This window comes from Apilactobacillus kunkeei, assembly GCF_001308195.1.
In the GTDB taxonomy this organism is placed as follows: domain Bacteria; phylum Bacillota; class Bacilli; order Lactobacillales; family Lactobacillaceae; genus Apilactobacillus; species Apilactobacillus kunkeei_C.
In genome coordinates, this window is record NZ_JXDF01000012.1 from 1 (window position 1) to 21,721 (window position 21,721).

The following is a 21,721-nucleotide window of genomic DNA, read 5'->3' on the forward strand; positions in this document are numbered from 1 at the left end:
TGCCGCGCGTTATTCCGAATTAGCTCAGTTGGTAGAGCACCTGACTGTTAATCAGGTTGTCGTCAGTTCGAGTCTGACATTCGGAGTATATAAAGAGGTGCTAACACTTGTTAGCACCTTTCTTGTATATTAAAATATACATAGTATTTGCCGGCTTAGCTCAGTTGGTAGAGCATCGGTATCGTAAACCGGCGGTCACAGGTTCAAGTCCTGCAGCCGGCATAAAAAAACTAGGATGTCTAAATCCTAGTTTTTTTATTTTCATATGATTAATTTTTGGCAAATTGATAAAATTTTAATCAGAGAGTATAATTAGTTATCGTTGCGATGATTTTTTAATTGTTTGGAGGAGTATTAATTGGATAAAGTTGATAATAATAATCAATCAAAGGGCCTAATTTCACTAACATTGACTGAATCACTAGAACGATTTAGCTATTATGGTATGCAAGCAATCCTTTTGTACTACATGTACTATTCATTAAGCAGGGGTGGCCTTGGCTTTAAGCCTTCCACAGCTGCATCATTGTTTGCAATCTATGGATCACTAAGTTACTTATCTGCTGCTTGTGGAGGTTACATTAGTGATAGAATTCTTGGAGGAAAGAGAACAGTTTCCCTCGGTGCCATCTTAATTATTTTAGGTCAGTTAATTTTAACGATTCCACTCCATAATACAATTTGGTTATTATTTATATCTCTTGTATTTTTAACTGTGGGGACTGGATTGTTAAAGCCAACAATCACAACGATGGTTGGTAACTTATATGATGAACGATATAACACTAGGGCATATCGTTTTACCATTTTTCTTTCAGGGATTAATATTGGTGCTTTCTTAGCGCCAATCATTATCGGTTATATTGGTGTGCATGTTAATTTCCATCTTGGATTCTTAATCGGTGCCATTGCGATGGCAATTGGACTTGCTATCTTTGAAAAACACACCAAGGACTATAATCAAAATAATAGTATTTACACTTTAAATCCAATTGAACCTTACGAAATTAAAAAGCTACTTGATCGAGTTATGTTATTCGTTGTTTCAATCGCATTAGTATTCCTATTAATGTATGTGTTTGATGCATTGAATCTTGATAATGTTATTACTTTACTTAGCGTGATAACAATCGTTATTCCATTCATTTACTTCTTTGTGATTATTAGTAGTAACCATACTACTCAAAAGGAAAGAAAGGGAATGGTTGTTTACGTACTTCTATTCATTTGTGCTGCTTTCTTCTGGGGAGTAGAGGAACAAGGACCAATTGTTTTAGCAATGATGGCGAGTGGTAGTACTGATAATGATTTCTATGTATGGAAGTATGCGGTTTTAGCGTTTTTTATCTTTGTTTCACTGATTATCGGTTACTTTGTCCATAATAAGAGCACTAGTGTTTTGTTAAAGGCATTTACAGCGGCAATTCTTGTATTCTTTATTCTATTAGGTATTTTCCATGATGGCGATTTCCATGTTCATATTTCAAGAACTTGGTATCAAGCAATTAATCCATTATTTATATTAATCTTTACGCCATTGTTCGCTAAATACTGGCATCATAGAGAAAGTAATGCTTTAAAGTCATTTCCACTAGGAGTTCTCTTATCAAGCATAGGGTGTTTGATTTTATTTATACCAATCAAATTCTTGGCGGGAAATGAAGTTAATCCACTATGGATCTTAGCAACTGTTGGAATGGTTTGTTTAGGAGAAATGCTAATTTCTCCAGTTGGGCTATCAGTAACTTACCGGTTAGCGCCCAAGAATTTCCTTTCTCAAATGATGGGTGTATGGTATTTGTCAGCAGCTACTGGTCAGGCAATTAACTCTCAAGTAGTGAAATATTTCTCTATAGATAATGTTAACTACTTCTTGGTATTAGGGAGCATTGGAATTGTTTTATCCATTGTGATGGTAATCTTATTACATCAAGTTCTACGTGATTTGCATATCAGTAGAAAAAATTAAAAAAAGTGTTTAAAAAGTGTTGACTTAAACCGCGATTTTAGATATTATACTATTTGTTGATTGGTTGAGACATACCAATAACGTCGCAGTTTTAACACTTGCGATTAGGTAAAAAAGTCGTTGACAATTAACTATGATTTTGATATCATATTTCTTGTTGATTACATTTTATATCTTTTTCGGAGGGGTAGCGAAGTCTGGCTAAACGCGGCGGACTGTAAATCCGCTCCTTCGGGTTCGGTGGTTCGAATCCACTCCCCTCCATTTTTATTGGGCTATAGCCAAGTGGTAAGGCAACGGGTTTTGATCCCGTGATGCGCTGGTTCGAACCCAGCTAGCCCAACTACTTGAAATGACTAACTTTTATAGTTAGTCTTTTTTTTTATGTTATAATAAAAACATCATTTTTAGTTTTGGAGGTTGCTATGAAAATAGGTTTTATTGGTGTCGGAGCAATGGCAAAGGCAATGATTAAGGGATATATCAATTCTGGTAAGGTTAATGCTAGTGATATATATGTTCACGCTCCACATGAGGAAAAATATCAAGAATTCGCAAAGTCTACAGGAATTAATTGTAGCAATAGTAATCAAGATGTAGCACTAAACAGTGACTTAGTCATTTTGGCAACTGGCCCAAAACAAGTATTTGATGCTTTAAAGGACGTTCGAGAAAACTTAAATGGTAAGATTCTTGCTTCAATTGCATGGCAAATTTCTTTAGAACGTCTAGAAGAGTTAACTAGTTATGATTTGCCAATCATTCGTTTAATTCCAAATGTCAACGTAGAAGTTAACGAAGGAATGTTAATTTACAAGGCTAACGAAAATTTAGTTGATGATAGACTAAAAGATACTATTAATAATTTAGAACTACTAGGTAAGTTGATTGAAGTTTCTGAAGATAAATTTGATGTGTCAGGATCATTAATGGGATGTACACCAGCTTACGCTTATTTATTTGCAGACATCTTTAGCCGTAGTGCTGTCAATCACGGTTTAGACAAACAAACAGCAACTCAATTAGTAGCGCAAGCCATTTTAGGCTCAATGAAGATGATTGAAAAGTCAGATAAGTCACCAAGTGATTTAATAGACGATGTTTGTTCTCCAGCTGGCGGAACTATTAAAGGATTATTAGCATTGAAAAAGAGTGGTTTTGAAAAGGCTGTAATTGATTGTTTCGATGCGACGCAAGAATAGTAATGAAGGGATAGTGAAATAATGGCTTTGCCAATTTATATCCAAATTCATAATGAAATAAAAAAGAATATCGAAGAGGGAAAATGGAAACTAGGTAGTAGAATCCCGTCAGAGAGACAACTATCAACTGAATTTAACGTTAGTCGAATGACTCTAAGACAAGCAATTCAAACCCTTGTTGATGAAGGTATCTTAGATCAACGCGTTGGTTCAGGTACATATGTTTCCAATGAAAAGGTTCAAGAAAAGATGTCGGGTGTTACTAGTTTTACCGATATTATGTTAGCTCAAGGTAAGTTACCTGCTAGCAAGACCATTTCATATCACACACTAGAACCTTCACTAAGTGAAATTGAAAAACTAAACATCTCTCAAAATGACAAAGTATTGAGAATGGAAAGAATTCGTTACGGTGATGGTGTGCCCATTTGTTTTGAAATCGCTACGGTTCCTGAAAAGATTATCGAAGGGTTAAGTAAAGATGACGTAACTGATTCCTTTTACGCATCATTGAAAGAAAAGAAAAAGCTTGTACCGAAAGTGTCAAGGCAAAACGTTTCAGCAACACTTGCTTCTGAAAGAATTGCTGAATATTTAGATATAAAAAAAGGGGATGCCATCCTTTTATTAAGACAGGTAACATCTCTACAAAATGGACAACCATTTGAATACGTTCGTACTCAATACGTGGGCGAAAGATTTGAATTTTATTTAGATAGTAAAAAAAGTACATTCGACTAATGTCGATGTACTTTTTATTTTGATTCATTCTTCTTTTGTTTTTTTACTAAACGGATGAACTTTGGTAATGCCAACATGCGCTTAAAACGGGTTGGTTCCTTGATTAAACGATATAGCCATTCAATGTGATGATTGATCCAAAATTGTGGTGCACGTTGTACGTGACCAGATAAGACATCAAAGCTGCCACCCAATCCAATCCATAGTCCATCGTTGACATGACGATGTTTTTCGATGAAGTATTCTTGTTTAGGAAAACCTAAGGCGACAAAAACCATATCAGGCTGTTTTTGCTTGATTTCAGCGGTAATTTCACTATCATCGGTAAAATACCCGTCATGATATCCGGAAACGGTTAAATCCGGATATTTTTGCGGAATAATCTTTTTTAAATCTTCAATTACTTCTGGTTTGGCACCAAGAAAGTATGCAGATTTATGATTTTGATTACCCCAATTTAATAAGTCCAATAAAATATCGTATCCAGTAATTCTTTCACTCATATCTGAACCTAAAATATTGGCACCCATGACGATACCAATCCCGTCGGCAACAAGATAGTCAGATTTTTTAATTGTATCGGTGTATTTTTGATCGTTTAAAGCATGAACAACGATTTCAGGATTAGCGGTTACGACAAAAGTATTTTCACGATTATCGATTCTTTTCTTGATATTTTCCATGAAATCATTGAATGAACTGTTTAAAAAATCAAAACCTAAAATATTAACAGTTTTATTTTCCATTGCAATACCTTCAAATAAATTATTATGATTATTTCTTTAATTAATGATAAAATAAAAGACAATAAAATGCGACAAGTATTAGGAGGATTTCATAAAAAATGTCAAATGAATTTGATAATTTAACATTACATACTGATGCATATGAAATCAATATGATGCAAACTTACTTTCAAGCTGGTTTGCAAAATCGTCGAGCTGTATTCGAAGTTTACTTTAGAAAGATGCCATTCGAAAATGGTTTTGCCATTTTTACTGGATTGGAAAAAGTAATTAACTATATTAAAGATATCAACTTTACTGATGATGATATTGAGTTCTTACGTTCTCAAAACGAATATACCGAAGAATTTTTAGAATATCTTCGTAATTTTAAGTTTACTGGATCAATTCGTTCTTTGGTCGAAGGTGAATTGGTATTCAATAACGAACCAATGCTTCAAGTTGAAGGAAACGTTTGCGAATGCCAACTAGTTGAAACAGCAATCTTAAACATCGTTAACTATCAAACATTGATTGCAACTAAGGCTGCTAGAATTAGAATGGCGGCAGGGGATGACCCACTACTTGAATTTGGTAGTCGTCGTGCTCAAGAAACTGCTGCGGCCATCTGGGGAACCAGAGCTGCCTACATTGGTGGATTCAACGCCACATCAAATGTTTTAGCAGGTAAAAACTTTAACATTCCAATTAGTGGAACTCATGCCCACTCATTAGTGGAACTATTCCAAGATGACTACAAAGCATTCAAGGCTTACGCACAAAGTCATCGAGAATGTGTATTCCTAGTTGATACTTTTGATACCTTAAAGAGTGGTGTTCCTAATGCCATCAAGGTTGCCAATGAAATGGGTGACAAGATTCATTTTGCTGGTGTCCGTATCGATTCTGGTGATATGGCATACCTATCAAAACGTGTCCGTGAAATGCTAGATGATGCTGGCTATCCAGATGCTAAGATTTTTGCCTCAAACGACTTGGATGAAAAGACCATCACTAGTTTGAAGATGCAGGATGCTAAGATTGATGTTTGGGGAATTGGTACCAAACTAATTACCGCATTCGATCAACCAGCGCTAGGTGCCGTCTACAAGATGGTATCCGTTGAAAATGATAATGGTGAAATGGTCGATACCATTAAGTTATCAAACAACGCTGAAAAGGTATCTACACCAGGTAAGAAGCAAGTATGGAGAATTACTGAACGCAAGGACGGTAAGTCAGAAGGAGATTACATCACATTAGACGATGAAAATCCAAATGATGAAGATAGTCTATACATGTTCCATCCCCAATATACTTACATTAACAAGACATTGACTGATTTTGATGCCAGACCTTTACTAAAGGACATCTACAAAGATGGTGAATTAGTTTATGAACAACCAAAATTGGCCGACATCAAACAATATTCAGAAGATGTATTATCATCACTATGGCCTGAGTACAAACGTGAGTTAAACCCACAAGAATACCCAGTTGATTTATCAACCAAATGTTGGAACAACAAGATGAGCATTATCAAAGATGTTCACGATAAAATCAAAAATAAGCAAGACAAGGGTGAATTGTAATGAGAGAAAAGCAAGCAGAAATCATTGATGCATTAAAGGTAAAACCATCAATTGATCCAAAAGAAGAAATAAGAAACAGTGTTGACTTTTTAAAGAGCTACCTAAAGAAAAACACTTTCCTAAAGACTCTAGTTCTAGGAATTTCAGGTGGACAAGATTCTACTTTGACCGGTAAGTTAGCACAAATCGCCATTAAAGAAATGCGCGAAGAAACTAATGACGATGAATACAAGTTTATCGCCGTTAGATTACCTTACGGAACTCAAGCTGATGAATCAGATGCAATGGATTCAATTGCTTTCATCGAAGCTGACAAGACTATCAGAGTAGATATCAAACCAGCTGCAGATGCTGCCGTTGCTTCTGTTGAAGCTGATGGAATGGAAATTTCTGACTTCAACAAGGGAAACATCAAGGCAAGACAAAGAATGATTGCTCAATACGCGATTGCTGGTCAAACTCACGGTGCCGTTTTAGGAACCGACCATGCCGCTGAAGCCGTAACTGGTTTTTACACTAAGTTTGGTGATGGTGCTGCCGACATTACTCCATTATGGCGTTTAGACAAACGCCAAGGTAAGGCAATGCTAGCCGAATTAGATGCACCAAAGCATTTATACGAAAAGACTCCAACTGCTGACCTAGAAGATAACCGTCCGGCTTTACCTGATGAAGTTGCTTTAGGTGTAACTTACGACGATATCGATAACTACCTAGAAGGCAGAGAAGTTTCAAAAGATGCTGCAGAAAAGATTGAAAACTGGTATATTAAAACAGAACATAAACGTCATCTACCAATTACTATTTACGATGACTTTTGGAAGTAAGAAGGGAATTTTTTAATTATGAAGAAAAACAAGATGGCAATCTATGCCCCATTTTTATCTGATTTAATCACTAACACTAACAAGGTTGGTGAAGAAATGAGTCATGATTACGATCCGTTGGAAGAAGCCGTTGCTAACAACGATTACTCATCAATCGATTTAGCAAGCACAAAGGATACTTTCCAAAAGGGTACTGATAAGTACAAAGAATTCTTATCACAACTTGATAACGTACAAGTACCTGCCAAGGAACTAGGTCGTCACTCAATCCTAAAGGAAGCTTATGCTGACTACGTTAAGGGATGCCAAGACATGGTAGACAGTATCAAAGCTGATACCATTGAAGCAGATGCTTTTAATGAAGCTGGTAAGCTACAACAAGATAGCATTGAACGAGTATTTAAGACAGCTCAAAAAATTATGATGTCAATGTAATAAAAACAAAAGATAGTTGGTAAATATTACCAACTATTTTTTTATCTAAAAATGCAATGATATAATTAAAGACAAACTCAAATAAGAAATGAGATGAACGATTTGGATCAATCAATCATTAAAAAAATCAGAAAAGATTTAGGAAATTATTCTGAAAAACAAATTTCTGCCGTTATTTCTATGTTAGAAGATGGCAATACGGTTCCTTTTATCGCTAGATATCGTAAGGAACGCACAGGTAGCTTGGATGAAGTACAAATCAGAGAAATTGCTGATGCTAATACTAAAATTACGAATCTAGAAAATCGTAAAGAAGAAGTACTTCGTTTAATTGAAGAACAAGGTAAACTAACTGATAAGTTAAAAAATGATATCGAAAAAGCTGAATCAATGCAAAGAGTCGAAGACTTGTACTTGCCATACAAGAAAAAGAAGAAGACCAAGGCAATGGTTGCCAGAGAACAAGGGTTAGAAACATTAGCCAAGTTAGTTATTGCTAATGATGATTCCTTTGTAAACAAGGCAAAAGAATATGTAGATGAAGAAAAAGATTTAAATAGCGTTGAAGATGTATTAAACGGTGTTCATGAAATTTTAGCTGAAGATATTGGAAACGACGCGCATCTGAGAGAATGGATTCGAGAAGATACAAAGAAGCATGGTCAAATTTCCAGCAAGGCTAAGAAGGACGCTGATGAAAAAGACGAAAAACATGTCTATGAAGATTATTATGATTTTGCACAACCAATCACCCAACTTAAGAATCATCGTGTCTTGGCTCTAAATCGTGGTGAAAAAGAAAAGGTTTTGACAGTTAGCATTGATGTTAATACTAATGTGATCTACAAGTTTTTACAGGCAGAAACTAACCGTAATCGTAACGGAAAGTCTGCTGAATTTATGAAGGGTGCTTATGAAGATGCATATTCTCGTTTTATGAAACGAGCTATTGATCGCGAAATTAGAAATGAACTAACTGATGAAGCTGATGAACATGCCATTAACATTTTTGGACGTAACTTGTATAACCTATTAATGCAAGCACCAATTAAGGGAAAGGTAGTGATTGGTTTCGACCCGGCATACCGTACTGGATGTAAATTAGCTGCAATTGATGATAACGGCAAGTTCTTGGATAAATTAGTAATTTATCCACATAAACCAGCAAGTGATGCTAAACGTCAACAAGCTAAAAAACAATTAGTTGATTTTATTAAGAATAATAATGCTGAAATGATTGCGATTGGAAACGGTACAGCTAGTCGTGAATCAGAACAATTTGTTTCTGAATTAATTAAAGAAAATAAATTACCGGTATATTACGTAATTGTTAATGAAGCCGGTGCTTCTGTATACTCTGCAAGTCAAAATGCGCGTGATGAATTTCCTGATTTTCACGTTGAAGAACGTTCTGCAGTAAGTATCGGAAGACGTCTTCAAGACCCGTTAGCTGAATTGATTAAAATTGATCCCAAATCAGTAGGAGTGGGCCAATACCAACATGATTTACCAGCTAAACAATTAGATGCTCAATTGAATCGCGTTGTGGAAACAGCCGTTAATAAAGTCGGGGTAAACGTAAATACAGCTAGTCCAGAGTTATTAACCCATATCTCAGGGATGACTAAGACCACTGCCAAAAATGTTGTGAAGTTTAGAAATGAAAATGGTGAATACAAAACACGTCAATCCTTATCCAAGGTACCTAGATTAGGACAAAAGACTTATGAACAAGCCATTGGTTTCTTAAGAATCCTAGACGGTAGTAATCCACTCGATAATACCGATATTCACCCAGAAAGTTACAAGATTGCTAACCAAATTGTGGATGAATTGAATTTAAATTTGGATTCATTGGGAACAACCGAAATTAACCAAGCGTTATCCACATTTGATGTTGATAAGTTTATTAACGAAAATGCTTATGGAAAACAAACCGTATTAGACATCATTGATGGATTAAAACGTCCTGGTAGAGACTTCCGTGATAACATGCCAACTCCAGTCCTAAAGCAAGATGTATTGAAGATTGAGGATTTAAGAGAAGGAATGCAACTACAAGGAACCGTTAGAAACGTAATCGACTTTGGTGCATTTGTTGACGTGGGTGTAAAACAAGATGGACTTGTCCACATCTCACAAATGAGTGATCAATTTATTTCTGACCCAAGTAGCGTTGTTTCCGTTGGTGACATTGTTGACGTATGGGTATTATCTGTTGATATTAAACGAAATCGAATTCAACTAACGATGATTAACCCGGAGAAGTGATAAAATTTAAATGAATGATCAAGGATTACAAACATTGGTGGAAAAGATTTCACAAGAATCATTCGCCAAACCATTTAAGCACCGTGCTTACTTTAATAGTCGTTTAAGAACCACTGGTGGAAGATACCATGTGGCCAGCCATGATATTGATATTAACCCTAAGATGTTAACCGAACATTCAATGGAAATATTGGTAGGGGTGATTAAACATGAGCTTTGCCATTACCATCTACATTTAGCTGGATATTCTGGTAAGCATAATACTTTAGCTTTTAAACGATTATTGAAGACGGTGGGTGGTTCAAGATTTGCGCCGGCACCTGTGGACAAGCGTCCATTCAAATATGTTTGTACACATTGTGGACAAAATTACCGTCGTAAGCGTAGAATTGACACTCACAAGTATGTATGCGGAAAATGTCGTGGAAAACTAAAATTATACACTGGAGATGATTAGTTTGGATAAAAAAATAATTATCCGAGTACCTGCTACATCAACAGGAATCGGAGCTGGGATTAACTCAATCGGAATTGCTTTTGGTTTATACTACACAGTCATTGTTGAAGAAGAAATGCAACACTGGCAAGTTAACCATGCATTGGGGGATGACGTTCCAAACGATGAAAACAACATTATCGTGCAAACCATCCTAAAGGTTGATCCAACAATCAAACCTCATCAATTAACTGTTATGTCAGATGTTCCAATTGGAAGAGGACTTGGTTCAAGTACTACAGCAATTGTTGCGGGAATCAAGATTGCTAATGCGTTAGGTGAATTAGACCTTTCACTAGACGATGAAATTAACATCGGTAGTAAGATTGAGGGCCATGCAGACGGTGTCGCATCTGCATTATTAGGTGACATTACGGTTTCTTACTTTAATGGTGAAATGGCTACAACAGTTAAGACCCAAATTCCAGAGGTTATTAACGCGTTAGTATACCTAACTAAGGACGACGGTAGTGATAAGGCTATCTACAAGAACCAAGTTAGCTCTGTAGACGCCGTAAAAGCCAGCAGTGCTACCAATGTACTAGTGGCCTCACTAATGAGCAATGAATGGACTAAAGCCACTGAAATGATGGAAAATGATGCTATTTACACCGATAACATCTATGAAGTAGTACCAGAACTTGAAACCATCAGAAAACAAGCCCATGAACTAGGAATTTACGGTACATTCTTAAACCAATCACACCGTTGTGTAATTACATTTGGTACCGAATCAGAACTAAATCAATTACGTGACAGATTAAACGTCGGTAAACTAGACGGAGTCATGAGATTGATTAAGGTCGATCATAGTGGTGCCACTGTACGCGGTGAATAAAAAAATTTAAAACACCTATTGCAAAGTAGGGAAAAATCACATATAATAATATTTGTGATTTTTTATTGCGGCCATGGCGGAATTGGCAGACGCGCAAGATTAAGGATCTTGTCGGGATTATTCCCGGTGGAAGTTCGAGTCTTCTTGGCCGCATTAATGAGAAATCATTATCACATATAATAATATGGCGGTAGTGGTGAAGTGGTTAACACATCGGATTGTGGTTCCGACACGCGTGGGTTCGATTCCCACCTACCGCCCTTTTATTGGGCTATAGCCAAGTGGTAAGGCAACGGGTTTTGATCCCGTGATGCGCTGGTTCGAACCCAGCTAGCCCAACTACTTAAAAAGGAGACATCCATTTGGATGTCTCCTTTTTCTTTGTCTTCGTTGATGTAAAAGTAGGGGATATAAAAAAGGTTCTGGTATTAACCAGAACCTTTTATTTTTTTAGTTATCAGTTGAGTAATTGATTTGAGTGGATGAACTACTCATTACGCTGGATCCAACACTGTAGTCACTTGTTTGACTTTGTGTTTGGTTTAATGAAGTAAGTTTGCTTAATCCAAGGCTTTGTCTAATTGAGTTTGAAATGTTTAGAAGAGTTTCTTGGGTTGGTACTTCATAATCAATACCATCAACAACAGCAGTTTCACCTTGAAGAGTTTGTGACTTGATGTGGTGAGTTGCGTTTCCGTATCTTTCACGTAAAGCAACCATATCATCAAACTTCATGTCAGTCTTAAGGTTACCTGAGATTGAACTTAGGATTGATTTGTATCTTGGTAATGAAGAAATGTTCATACCTTTTAGAACAAGTTTTTGTAGCACTTGTCTTTGTCGTACTTGACGACCGTAGTCACCAGCAGGATCTTGGTGTCTCATTCTTGAGTAAGCAAGAGCTTCAGCACCATTTAATGTAACTGTTTGACCCTTAACAACATTCGCAGAATCATAATGGAAAGTTAAAGGAGGAGTAACGGTAACACCACCAACAGCGTTAACCATCTTTTCTAGACCACCCATGTTAATGATTGCATAGAAGTCAATTGGAACGTTTAACAAGTTTTGTACGGTTTGTACGGCACTTGAAGCACCACCAATAGTATATGCAGCATTAATCTTTTCATAAGGTTGTGAATCGCCAGGAACAGTAACCTTAGTATCACGAGGGATACTTGTTAGGTAAATTGTTTCCTTCTTAGGATTGATAGTAGCTAGAATCATAGTATCAGTTCTACCTGTGTCATGACGTCCTAGGGCACCAGTATCGGTACCTAGAAGTAAGATTGAAACAGGTTTGTTCTGAGCAATGACGCTAGATACGTTTCTTTCTTTTGTGGATAAACCTGGTTGATAAGCCTTATCCGCAGCATTCTTCATGTTGACATAAACACCATGAGCAATGATTAATCCAGTAACTACTAGAACTAAAAAGACAATAAGTGAGATCCAAGCACCCTTATGGCTCTTCTTCTTCTTGAAGTGAGGTTGGTTTCCTCTAGTTCTGGAAGCTCTATCGATGTTTTCATTATTGTTTTGCATAAATCAAAAATAGCTCCTTTATTCTGAATTTCCCCATTATACTACCTATAATCAAGATACGTAAATATAAATAATATTATAAACTTATTTTTTTGAAAATAATAATACTTATGAAATATGTAATAAATTGTAATATTTCTGTTACCTTTTTAATAAGGCCGGGGGATATGATATAATTCTGATGTTAATATAAAAAAACTTCACAACATGAACTTTAAGCTTGTAGTGTATCAAGTTTTTTATAATTTGTAAATTTAAAGGAGCGCGTTTAAAGTTGAAAAAGACTTTTCTGTATGTTTTAATTTCCACGTTTATGTTTAGTTCAATGGAAATTGCACTAAAAAGTGTCCAAGGAGTTTTTAGTCCAATCCAATTGAACTTAATTCGATTCTTTATCGGGGGATTGGTTTTAATCCCGGTTGTCATGAAGAATGGAAAGCAAACATTATTGACGAGTAAATGGAAAAGTTTAGGTGTCTTCTTATTAACTGGATTTTTATGTGTCGTAGTCAGCATGACGCTATTCCAATTAGCCATCATGTACGACGAAGCATCAACAGTAGCTGTGCTATTTAGTTGTAATCCAGTATTTGCATTACTATTCGCTTTCTTTATTCTAAGAGAAAAGATTAGTCGACTAGGGTTTATTTCCTTAATTCTTTCTATTATCGGATTACTTGTCATAGTTAATCCGGCCAACCTTACAAACCCATTGGGAATTTCATTAGCATTGGGTTCAGCACTAACATTTGGTCTTTACAGCATTGTATCCAGATGGGGTTCACAAGTAACTGGTCAAAATGGACTAGCAACTACTTGCTACACATTTTTAGCCGGATCTGTTGAACTTTTAATTTTAGTATCAATTACCAATATTTCTGCTGTTTCAAACTACATGAATAAGGTAGAATGGTTAAAACCATTTGCAAACACACCAATAATTCATAATATTTCCCTGAATTATTTCTGGATTCTATTATTTATTTGTGTCTGCGTCACAGGTGGTGGATTTGCATTCTACTTCCTTGCTATGGAAAGAGCAGGGGTATCAATTGCCTCAATCGTCTTTTTCATCAAACCAGGATTGGCACCAATTTTGGCAATGATTTTGTTAGGTGAAAAGATTACAATTAATACCTGGATTGGAATTGTGATCATTCTAATCGGTTCTGTGATTACATTTATTGGTAGTCAAATGGAACAAAAGAATGCTGCATTAGAAGAATAAAAAGAGATGATAATATGTCGTATTTAGTAATCATGCGTCATGGTCAAAGTGTTGCCAATCAAAAGAATGTTTTTACTGGCTGGAGCGATGTAGCCCTAACAGAAAAGGGGATTCAACAAGCTCACGATGCTGGTAAAAAGATTAATCAATTGGAAATCGATTTTGATCATGCTCATACTTCGTTTTTAAAACGCGCAATTGAAACGTTGCATATTGTGTTAAGTGAAATTAACCAACAATATATTCAAGAGACAAAGTCATGGCGACTAAATGAACGTCATTATGGGGCGTTGCGCGGTCGTAAAAAAGATGACGTTAAGTTACAATATGGACCTGAAAAGTTTGCTGAATTTAGACGCAGCTACACGACGGTCCCACCATTGTTAGATCAACCCGATGAAGAACATAAATATGAAAAAATCGGTGTGATTGAACCGCGTGGTGAAAGTCTAAAGATGTCCTATGAAAGATTGATGCCATACTGGCAAGACTCGATTGCACCTAAGTTATTGGATGGGAAAAACGAGTTAGTTGTCGCCCATGGTTCAACTCTAAGGGCTTTAATTAAGTATTTAGATAATATTAGTGATGATGACATTGATCGAGTGGAAGTTCCAAACGGAAAGCCAATCGTTTATCATTTCGATGATAAGTTGAATGTAATTAGTAAAAAGACAATATAAAAAGAGCTGATAAATTATCAGCTCTTTTTTGTATGTTATTTTTCGTTAAATGCAAGAGTTCCCATTGGATCCCATGGATCTAAAACAACTGGGTCTTGTTCTTGGCTCTTCTTATCTTCTTCAGATAGGTACTTCTTGTTGATAACAACTTGGTAAGTGAAACGTCTGAACCATGATTCACTCATCACGAAGTAACCCTTTGAACCAACTTGGTTACCCCAAGAGTTTTCAACCTTCCACTTAGTAGGTTGACCATCAACGATATCAACACCGGTGATAACCATGGCGTGGTTCATAACACTTTGATGGTAATCTAATTGTTCATCTTTACTCATTAATAAATCGATGTCGAATAATTCATCCTTTGAGTATAGTTTATCGTCCATGATTCCTTTTTTACGATCTGATTCTTTTGAAACGTCGCTTCCGAACCAAACACTTTCACCGTTCTTTAATTGGGTGATAGTTAGTTCTTCTAGGCGGTCCATTTCAAGGTTTAAATGTTTAACTTGGCGACCATCAATAACGTTACCTAACATATCAACGGTGTAAGTCTTTTCATAAGGTTTATCCAATGTAGGGGAGTTAATGATTGATACGTAATCTTCTAGGTTTAAGTTTACGTATTTATCAAAGAATTTCTTTGGTGTTAAATCAGTATCGATATGGTATTCGTTCTTTTCATCACGGTATTCGAAGTTGAATTCTGAAACGGGTTCACCGAATGAGTAGACTAAGACACGGTAAATTTCGCTTAACATTTCGTCCTTGACCTTTTCGATATCTGAACTATTTTGTGAAGCTAGTTCACGTAGTTGAATGGCATCCATTCTTAGTTTTTGGTTTAATACAACGTTTAATTCTGAAGTGTCGTTACTTACGGCAGTTTCAACCATTGCTGATTGAGGAACAACACCGTACTTTTCGATTACTGCACATAGCATGTCCCATTGACCACCATCTTGCTGTGGTGAATCTAATAGCCATGAAACACGGCGTGAGGTTAATGGTTCATCAGCAGTCTTGATAATGTTTTCTAAGAACCAGTTACATTTTTCAAACTTATCCCAGAAAGTAGTGTAGATTTGTGATAATTCAAAATCACCAGATAAGTTGAAGTTTTTAGCTAGGTTATGACGCATAGTATTTAGCGCTGCGAAAATCCAGCAACGGCCACTATGTTTTTGGTTGGCAACTTCACCAGTATCGATTTCAATTGAAAAGTTTGGTTTCATGTTACCTTCCGCTTCGAAGTTGGCAGCTGAAGAGTTGATACCATTATGGCTTACGGCTCTTTGCATTACCTTAGCTTCTTTACGATTTAACAAATCGTTATGATACTTTTGGATATTTTCATTACTAATACTTTTTGACATCATGATTCCTCCTTGCTTTTATAACATTATATCACTCAGGTCAAATGCCTTTAAAAACAAAAACCGTGATAATAAGACGTACTTACTATCACGGTTTAAATTAATTATTTTCTTTTAGCATCGAATGTTTCTGAATGATCTTCATATCCGACAATTACCATGTCAACAACGTCTAGGAACAGACCATGTTCAACGATTCCAGTCATGTTGTTTAGGATGGTTTCAAGTTCGTGGGGATGTTCAATGTAACCTAAATTTAAATCGATAATGTAGTTATCAGCGTGAGTTAACACGTGACCACCCTTAGCATTGGTTCTAAAAGTAGGATGGTAACCCATATCGTCTAAACGTTTGAATAGGTGAGTACTTCCATATGGGGTAACTTCCAAAGGAAGGGGAAAAGAGCCAAGGTTTTTGGCCATCTTTGTTGAATCAACAATCCAGATGTTTCGATCTGAGTTGATTGCGACAATTTTTTCACGAAGGTGGGCAACACCGCCCCCCTTGATACCTTGGAAATTTTCATCGATTTGGTCAGCACCGTCAATTGTTAAGTCAATATGGTCAACGTCATCGATACTTTTAACATCAATTCCCAAGTCACGAGCACGCTTTGCTGAGCGGTTGGAAGTTGGAACACCAATAATACGTAATCCTTCTTTGGCTACTCGTTCTCCCAATGCATCCAACAAGTATTTCACGGTTGAACCTGTACCAAGACCGACAGTCATGCCGTCTTTAATATATTTGACAGCTTCTTGGCCGGCAACTTTTTTCATTAATTCTTTATCCATAATCCTTTTCCCCTCTAAAATATTCGGTAAAACGACGTTAAATCGACTTTGAATGCTTATACATTCAGACGAAAGGTTTCGAACAAAGGTATTAAATATACCTCAATAATACTATATTAATTTTCTATGGTTATCGTGAGTTTGTCAAATAAAATATTTGTATTTAATTGTTAACAGTTTTCATATAAAATACATAGTATAATAATACTAATAAATTAACAGGATGTGTAGATATGAAGAGAGGATTTGAAGTAGTTACAAAGTACAAGGATAAAGGCATTAATTTACCTTATCGTTCTACTAAACAAGCAGCTGGTTATGATATCGAAGCAGGTGTAGATTTTGTATTACCTTCAATTTGGAAATTAGGATTTTTAAAAGTTCTTTGGGCAATTAAGCATGAAAAAGACGTATCTGAAGATGAGATGCAACGTGCTAAGGATATCTTGCGTCCATTATTAGTTCCAACTGGAATTAAGGCTTACATGCAACCAGATGAAATGTTAGTTATTGCTAACCGTTCAAGCGGTCCACTAAAGAGAGGCATGGTTTTACCGAACGGAATTGGTATCGTTGATGCTGATTACTATGGCAACGAAAGCAACGAAGGTGAGTTATTTGTTCAAATGACTAACTTCGGACTACTAGACAAAAAGATTAAGAAGGGTGATCGTATCGCTCAAGGTATTTTTGTACCATTCTTAACAACTGATGATGACTCCAACAAGGGGACTAAACGAATTGGTGGTTTTGGTTCATCAGGCAAATAAAAAACGAATTAAAGAAAGGAAATTAATGTGGCTAAAGTAAAGACCCAATTTGTTTGCGAAGAATGTGGATACATTTCACCCAAGTACTTGGGACATTGTCCTAACTGTGGAAAATGGAATACATTTGAAGAACAAACCGTTCAAAAAGAAACATCGAGTTTGAAATCAACTCACCGAATGGATTTCAATGGTCAGCAAGCAAAACCACAACTAATCAAAGATGTTAAGTTTGAAAAGGAATCACGTTTTGAAACTGAGTCCCAAGAATTTAATCGTGTATTAGGTGGGGGAATTGTTCCGGGCTCATTAATTTTAATTGGTGGGGATCCTGGTATCGGGAAATCCACACTGTTACTTCAAATTTCTGGACAATTAGGTGCTAAGAAACAACGTGTCTTGTATGTATCTGGGGAAGAAAGTGCCAGTCAAATTAAGCTAAGAGCGGAACGCTTATCCGTGAATGGCTCCAACATGTATCTATATCCAGAAACCGATATGGGTGCTATCAAGTCTGCCATTGATGAGATTAAACCGGATGCAGTCGTAATTGACTCCGTTCAAACTATTTCTGAACCAGAAGTTGATTCCGCAATCGGTTCCGTATCACAGGTAAGAGCAATTACCGCAGATTTAATGTCCATTGCAAAGACCAATGGAATTACAATATTTGTGGTCGGCCACGTTACTAAGGGTGGATCAATTGCTGGACCTAAGACTTTGGAACACATGGTTGATACTGTTTTATACTTTGAAGGTGACATGCATCATTCCTACCGTATTTTAAGAGCTGTGAAGAACCGTTTTGGTTCAACCGACGAATTAGGGATTTTTGACATGCAAGAATCCGGATTACGAGAAGTTGCTAATCCATCAGAAGTCTTCTTGGAAGAACGTTTGAAGGACGCCAATGGTTCTGCAATCGTTGTCTCAATTGAAGGAACTAGACCAATCCTAGTCGAAATTCAGGCATTGGTAACGCCATCCGTATTTGGAAATGCTCAAAGAACCGCTACCGGGATTGACCGTAACCGTGTAGCCGTTTTAATGGCGGTACTTGAAAAACGTGCAGGACTAATGCTACAAAACCAAGACGCCTTCTTGAAGGCGGCTGGTGGAGTTAAGTTAAACGAACCAGCAATTGATTTGGCAGTAGCCATTAGTGTGGCATCGAGTTACAAGAACAGGGGAACCGACCCTAGTGAATGCTATATCGGTGAAATTGGTTTAACTGGTGAAATTAGACGAGTTAACCGCATTGAACAACGTGTTTTAGAAGCACAAAAACTGGGCTTTAAGCGCGTATTAATACCAAAACATAATATGTCAGGATGGACTGCGCCAGACGGAATTGAAGTCGTTGGTGTATCCACACTGGCTCAAGCGATTAAAATCGCACTTAACTAACACATACAGAGGAAGATACTAATGAAAAAAATTGATCGATTTACGGTTATCCAATTTATATTTGTCATTTTAGGAGCAACGCTAGGGGTAATTTATCTACCCGTTATTTGGCATGCATTGTGGGAAAACCCTTCAATTTTATTAAATAATGCACTAGTTGATTCAGTAATTGGCGCAATTGTTTTCTATATTCTTTCATTGTTTGTTGTTAAACGAATCATGAATGCAATGAGTCTGGTTGAAATGCAGTTATCACAAAAGAACCCATTCTATATTTTGATGGGGACTTTAGGGATGATTATTGGATTGATTTTAGCGACTTTAATTTCAATCGTTTTATTTAGAACGCCTTATTTAATAACTAACTTAATCTTGCCAGCTCTATTGATGATTACTTTTGGATACCTAGGTTTTCTATTGGGCACCACTAAGTTAAATGATTGGCGCAAGATTTTTAGGGTTAGTTTGAAAAGGGGCGGCAACGCTTTGACTAATACTTCAAGCCGCAATAGCAATAAATCAATTAAGATTTTGGACACTAACATTTTGATTGATGGTCGTATCTACGAGGTGGCAAAGACTGGATTTATTGAAGGAACATTGCTTGTTCCTAAATTTGTCTTGTATGAATTACAATACATCGCAGATTCAGCTGACAGCCAAAAGCGTATTCGTGGTCGTCGTGGTTTGGACATTTTAAATAAACTACAAACCGAAAAGATTATGCCAATCGAAATCACTGATCAGGACTATGACAATATCAAAGAAGTCGATAGTAAGCTAATTCGATTAGCTAAGGATTTCAATGGTTCAATCATTACTAACGATTATAATTTAAACAAGGTTATCCAATTCCAAAAGGTTAATGTTTTAAACATTAACGAATTGGCTAACTCACTAAAACCAAGATTTGTTCCTGGTGAACATCTTGAAGTTATGATTTTGAAAAAGGGAACCGAAAGAAGCCAAGGAGTCGCATTCTTGGACGACGGAACGATGGTGGTTGTTGAAGATGGTAAGAATCATCTAAACGAACGACTATCTGTTGAGGTTACCAGTTCAATTCAAACAGATGCAGGTAAAATGATTTTCGCTAGAATTGATGATAAATAAAAGGTTATAGATACCTTTAGATTTTTACTGAGCACTTTATTTTTATCGCTAATAATTGTAAAATTAGAATGTTATTCTAAGAATTTATAAAAAAGAGGAGAAAATATCATTGGCTAATAAGAAAATTCGTGTTAGATATGCACCAAGTCCAACCGGACATTTACACATTGGTAATGCTAGAACAGCAATTTTTAATTACCTATTTGCTAGACATAATAAAGGTAAGTTTATTATCCGTATCGAAGATACTGATACTAAGCGAAACGTAGCTGATGGTGAGAAAAGTCAGTTAGACAACTTAAAATGGCTTGGCTTAGATTGGGATGAAGGTCCAGATAAACCTGGTAAGTTTGGTCCATACAGACAATCAGAAAGACGTTCAATTTACGATCCATTGATCCAACAACTATTGGATGAAGACAAGGCTTACTACTCATACAGAACAGAAGAAGAACTAGAAGCTGATCGTGAAGAACAACGTGCAAAGGGCATCATGCCTCATTACGAATATGAATACGCTGGTATGTCAGAAGAAGAAATTCAAAAATCAATGGCTGAATCAGAAGCTAAAGGTTTGAAACCAGTTATTCGTTTCAGAGTACCAAAGAACAAGACTTACGCATGGGACGATGTTGTTAAGGGTCATGTTGAATTTAACTCTGATACTATTGGTGGGGACTTCGTTATCGTAAAACGTGACGGAATGCCTACTTACAACTTCGCGGTTATTATTGATGACCATGAAATGCAAATTTCACACGTATTCAGAGGTGACGACCACGTTGCTAATACACCAAAACAATTAATGATGTACGAAGCATTTGGTTGGGAAGCTCCTGTATTCGGTCACATGAGTTTAATTACTAGTGCCGACACTGGTAAGAAACTAAGTAAACGTGATGAATCAATCATTCAATTTATCGAACAATACAGAGACCTAGGATACCTACCAGAAGCAATGTTTAACTTCATTACTCTATTAGGTTGGTCTCCAAAGGGTGAAGATGAAATCTTCTCACAACGTGATTTCATCAAGATGTACGACGAAAACCGTCTAAGCAAGTCACCAGCTAACTTCGATAACAAGAAACTAGAATGGATCAACAACCAATACGTTAAGGCTGCTGATGAAGACGTTGTTATGGACTTAGCATTACGTCAATTAATCGCCAAGGGTAACATTACTGAAAACCCAGATGCTTTAACTATTGAATGGGCTCGTAAGTTAATCAATACTTACAAGCAACAAATGAGCTACATGGCTCAAATCAACTCAATGGCTGACGTATTCTTTAACGAACCAGCTAAGGTTTCTGGTGAAGCTCTTGAAGAAATTCAAAATGAAACTGCACCAGTTGTTCTAAAGGCCTTTGCTGAAAAGATTAAGGATGTTCCAGTTTTCGATAAGATTGAAATCCTAAAGACAATTAAGGAAATTCAAAAGGAAACTAAGATCAAGGGACGTCAACTATGGATGCCAATCAGAATTGCCGTTACTCATGAAAGTCACGGTCCTGAACTACCTGAATCAATCGAATTGATTGGTAGAGAAAAGGCTCTAAAACACATTGATGAAACTTTAAAGCAAATCAATCAATAATAAATAAGGCTCGCTAAAGCATGCTTTGGCGGGCTTTTTTATTTGAATTTATCCTAATATAGTGACTATTATTATGATAGAATGAAGTAAGTATAAAAAATAGGAATAGGGG

At 36.4% G+C, this 21,721-nt stretch carries 19 protein-coding genes and 7 tRNA genes; 22 read left to right on the top strand and 4 right to left on the bottom strand.

Annotated features, from left to right (window positions below):
• The first annotated feature begins 13 nt into the window (after window positions 1-13).
• The 7 genes from RZ78_RS01720 to RZ78_RS01750 all read left to right on the top strand — a co-directional run bounded on the left by RZ78_RS01720 (window position 14) and on the right by RZ78_RS01750 (window position 3,912).
• Window positions 14-86 (top strand) — tRNA-Asn (locus tag RZ78_RS01720).
• A gap of 63 nt (window positions 87-149) precedes the next feature.
• Window positions 150-222, top strand: a tRNA-Thr gene (locus tag RZ78_RS01725).
• 136 nt (window positions 223-358) lie between these two features.
• Window positions 359-1,969, top strand: coding sequence for a peptide MFS transporter (locus tag RZ78_RS01730; RefSeq protein WP_054607935.1), 1,611 nt, complete (start codon window positions 359-361; stop codon window positions 1,967-1,969).
• A 181-nt stretch (window positions 1,970-2,150) separates the two neighbouring features.
• Window positions 2,151-2,233, top strand: a tRNA-Tyr gene (locus RZ78_RS01735).
• 7 nt (window positions 2,234-2,240) lie between these two features.
• Window positions 2,241-2,312 (top strand) — tRNA-Gln (locus RZ78_RS01740).
• A gap of 82 nt (window positions 2,313-2,394) precedes the next feature.
• Window positions 2,395-3,171 carry a pyrroline-5-carboxylate reductase gene (proC, locus tag RZ78_RS01745; RefSeq protein ID WP_054607936.1) on the top strand — a complete coding sequence of 259 codons (777 nt, stop codon included), beginning with the start codon at window positions 2,395-2,397 and terminating at the stop codon, window positions 3,169-3,171.
• 21 nt (window positions 3,172-3,192) lie between these two features.
• The gene (locus tag RZ78_RS01750) at window positions 3,193-3,912 is read left to right on the top strand and encodes a GntR family transcriptional regulator (RefSeq protein WP_054607937.1); all 720 of its coding nucleotides are present in this window, start codon (window positions 3,193-3,195) and stop codon (window positions 3,910-3,912) included.
• 14 nt (window positions 3,913-3,926) lie between these two features.
• On the opposite strand, the gene RZ78_RS01755 is transcribed toward RZ78_RS01750, so the two are convergent.
• On the bottom strand, window positions 3,927-4,664 hold the full coding sequence (locus RZ78_RS01755) for a WecB/TagA/CpsF family glycosyltransferase (protein WP_424580127.1): 738 nt from the start codon (window positions 4,662-4,664) through the stop codon (window positions 3,927-3,929).
• 92 nt (window positions 4,665-4,756) lie between these two features.
• On the opposite strand from RZ78_RS01755, the gene RZ78_RS01760 reads away from it, so the two are divergent.
• The 9 genes from RZ78_RS01760 to RZ78_RS01800 all read left to right on the top strand — a co-directional run bounded on the left by RZ78_RS01760 (window position 4,757) and on the right by RZ78_RS01800 (window position 11,435).
• Window positions 4,757-6,229 (top strand): nicotinate phosphoribosyltransferase, encoded by a 1,473-nt coding sequence (locus tag RZ78_RS01760; protein ID WP_054607939.1) that lies wholly within the window; start codon window positions 4,757-4,759, stop codon window positions 6,227-6,229.
• Window positions 6,229-7,056: an ammonia-dependent NAD(+) synthetase gene (gene nadE, locus RZ78_RS01765; protein WP_054607940.1), complete on the top strand. Its 828-nt coding sequence runs from the start codon at window positions 6,229-6,231 to the stop codon at window positions 7,054-7,056. Before RZ78_RS01760 ends, nadE begins: the two co-directional genes overlap by 1 nt.
• Before the next feature lie 18 nt (window positions 7,057-7,074).
• Window positions 7,075-7,491, top strand: a complete 417-nt coding sequence (locus tag RZ78_RS01770) for a hypothetical protein (RefSeq protein ID WP_041152501.1) — start codon at window positions 7,075-7,077, stop codon at window positions 7,489-7,491.
• Between the two features lie 102 nt (window positions 7,492-7,593).
• Window positions 7,594-9,762, top strand: coding sequence for a Tex family protein (locus tag RZ78_RS01775; protein WP_054607941.1), 2,169 nt, complete (start codon window positions 7,594-7,596; stop codon window positions 9,760-9,762).
• A 10-nt stretch (window positions 9,763-9,772) separates the two neighbouring features.
• On the top strand, window positions 9,773-10,219 hold the full coding sequence (locus RZ78_RS01780) for a SprT family protein (protein WP_054607942.1): 447 nt from the start codon (window positions 9,773-9,775) through the stop codon (window positions 10,217-10,219).
• Between the two features lies 1 nt (window position 10,220).
• The gene (locus RZ78_RS01785) at window positions 10,221-11,096 is read left to right on the top strand and encodes a homoserine kinase (RefSeq protein ID WP_225349247.1); all 876 of its coding nucleotides are present in this window, start codon (window positions 10,221-10,223) and stop codon (window positions 11,094-11,096) included.
• A gap of 67 nt (window positions 11,097-11,163) precedes the next feature.
• Window positions 11,164-11,249: transfer RNA gene (locus RZ78_RS01790), tRNA-Leu, on the top strand.
• Window positions 11,250-11,283: 34 nt separating this feature from the next.
• Window positions 11,284-11,356: transfer RNA gene (locus RZ78_RS01795), tRNA-His, on the top strand.
• Between the two features lie 7 nt (window positions 11,357-11,363).
• A tRNA-Gln gene (locus RZ78_RS01800) sits at window positions 11,364-11,435 on the top strand.
• Between the two features lie 111 nt (window positions 11,436-11,546).
• On the opposite strand, the gene RZ78_RS01805 is transcribed toward RZ78_RS01800, so the two are convergent.
• Window positions 11,547-12,641 (bottom strand): LCP family protein, encoded by a 1,095-nt coding sequence (locus tag RZ78_RS01805; RefSeq protein WP_054607943.1) that lies wholly within the window; start codon window positions 12,639-12,641, stop codon window positions 11,547-11,549.
• A gap of 274 nt (window positions 12,642-12,915) precedes the next feature.
• On the opposite strand from RZ78_RS01805, the gene RZ78_RS01810 reads away from it, so the two are divergent.
• The gene (locus RZ78_RS01810) at window positions 12,916-13,869 is read left to right on the top strand and encodes a DMT family transporter (RefSeq protein WP_054607944.1); all 954 of its coding nucleotides are present in this window, start codon (window positions 12,916-12,918) and stop codon (window positions 13,867-13,869) included.
• A 14-nt stretch (window positions 13,870-13,883) separates the two neighbouring features.
• Complete coding sequence (locus RZ78_RS01815; protein ID WP_054607945.1) at window positions 13,884-14,552, top strand: 2,3-bisphosphoglycerate-dependent phosphoglycerate mutase; 669 nt, start codon at window positions 13,884-13,886, stop codon at window positions 14,550-14,552.
• 35 nt (window positions 14,553-14,587) lie between these two features.
• Here RZ78_RS01815 and RZ78_RS01820 read toward each other — a convergent pair whose 3' ends face one another.
• On the bottom strand, window positions 14,588-15,928 hold the full coding sequence (locus RZ78_RS01820) for an aminopeptidase C (RefSeq protein WP_054607946.1): 1,341 nt from the start codon (window positions 15,926-15,928) through the stop codon (window positions 14,588-14,590).
• A gap of 104 nt (window positions 15,929-16,032) precedes the next feature.
• Entirely contained in the window at window positions 16,033-16,722 is a 690-nt protein-coding gene (gene rpiA, locus RZ78_RS01825) for a ribose-5-phosphate isomerase RpiA (protein ID WP_053795186.1), read from the bottom strand.
• 233 nt (window positions 16,723-16,955) lie between these two features.
• Here rpiA and RZ78_RS01830 point away from each other — a divergent pair, with 233 nt between their 5' ends.
• From RZ78_RS01830 to gltX, 4 genes are all read left to right on the top strand, one after another.
• Complete coding sequence (locus tag RZ78_RS01830) at window positions 16,956-17,492, top strand: dUTP diphosphatase (protein ID WP_054607947.1); 537 nt, start codon at window positions 16,956-16,958, stop codon at window positions 17,490-17,492.
• Between the two features lie 27 nt (window positions 17,493-17,519).
• The gene (radA, locus tag RZ78_RS01835; protein ID WP_053795188.1) at window positions 17,520-18,896 is read left to right on the top strand and encodes a DNA repair protein RadA; all 1,377 of its coding nucleotides are present in this window, start codon (window positions 17,520-17,522) and stop codon (window positions 18,894-18,896) included.
• Between the two features lie 21 nt (window positions 18,897-18,917).
• Window positions 18,918-20,009 carry a PIN/TRAM domain-containing protein gene (locus RZ78_RS01840; RefSeq protein WP_054449736.1) on the top strand — a complete coding sequence of 364 codons (1,092 nt, stop codon included), beginning with the start codon at window positions 18,918-18,920 and terminating at the stop codon, window positions 20,007-20,009.
• Between the two features lie 109 nt (window positions 20,010-20,118).
• Window positions 20,119-21,609 carry a glutamate--tRNA ligase gene (gltX, locus tag RZ78_RS01845; RefSeq protein ID WP_054607948.1) on the top strand — a complete coding sequence of 497 codons (1,491 nt, stop codon included), beginning with the start codon at window positions 20,119-20,121 and terminating at the stop codon, window positions 21,607-21,609.
• Window positions 21,610-21,721 lie beyond the last annotated feature (112 nt).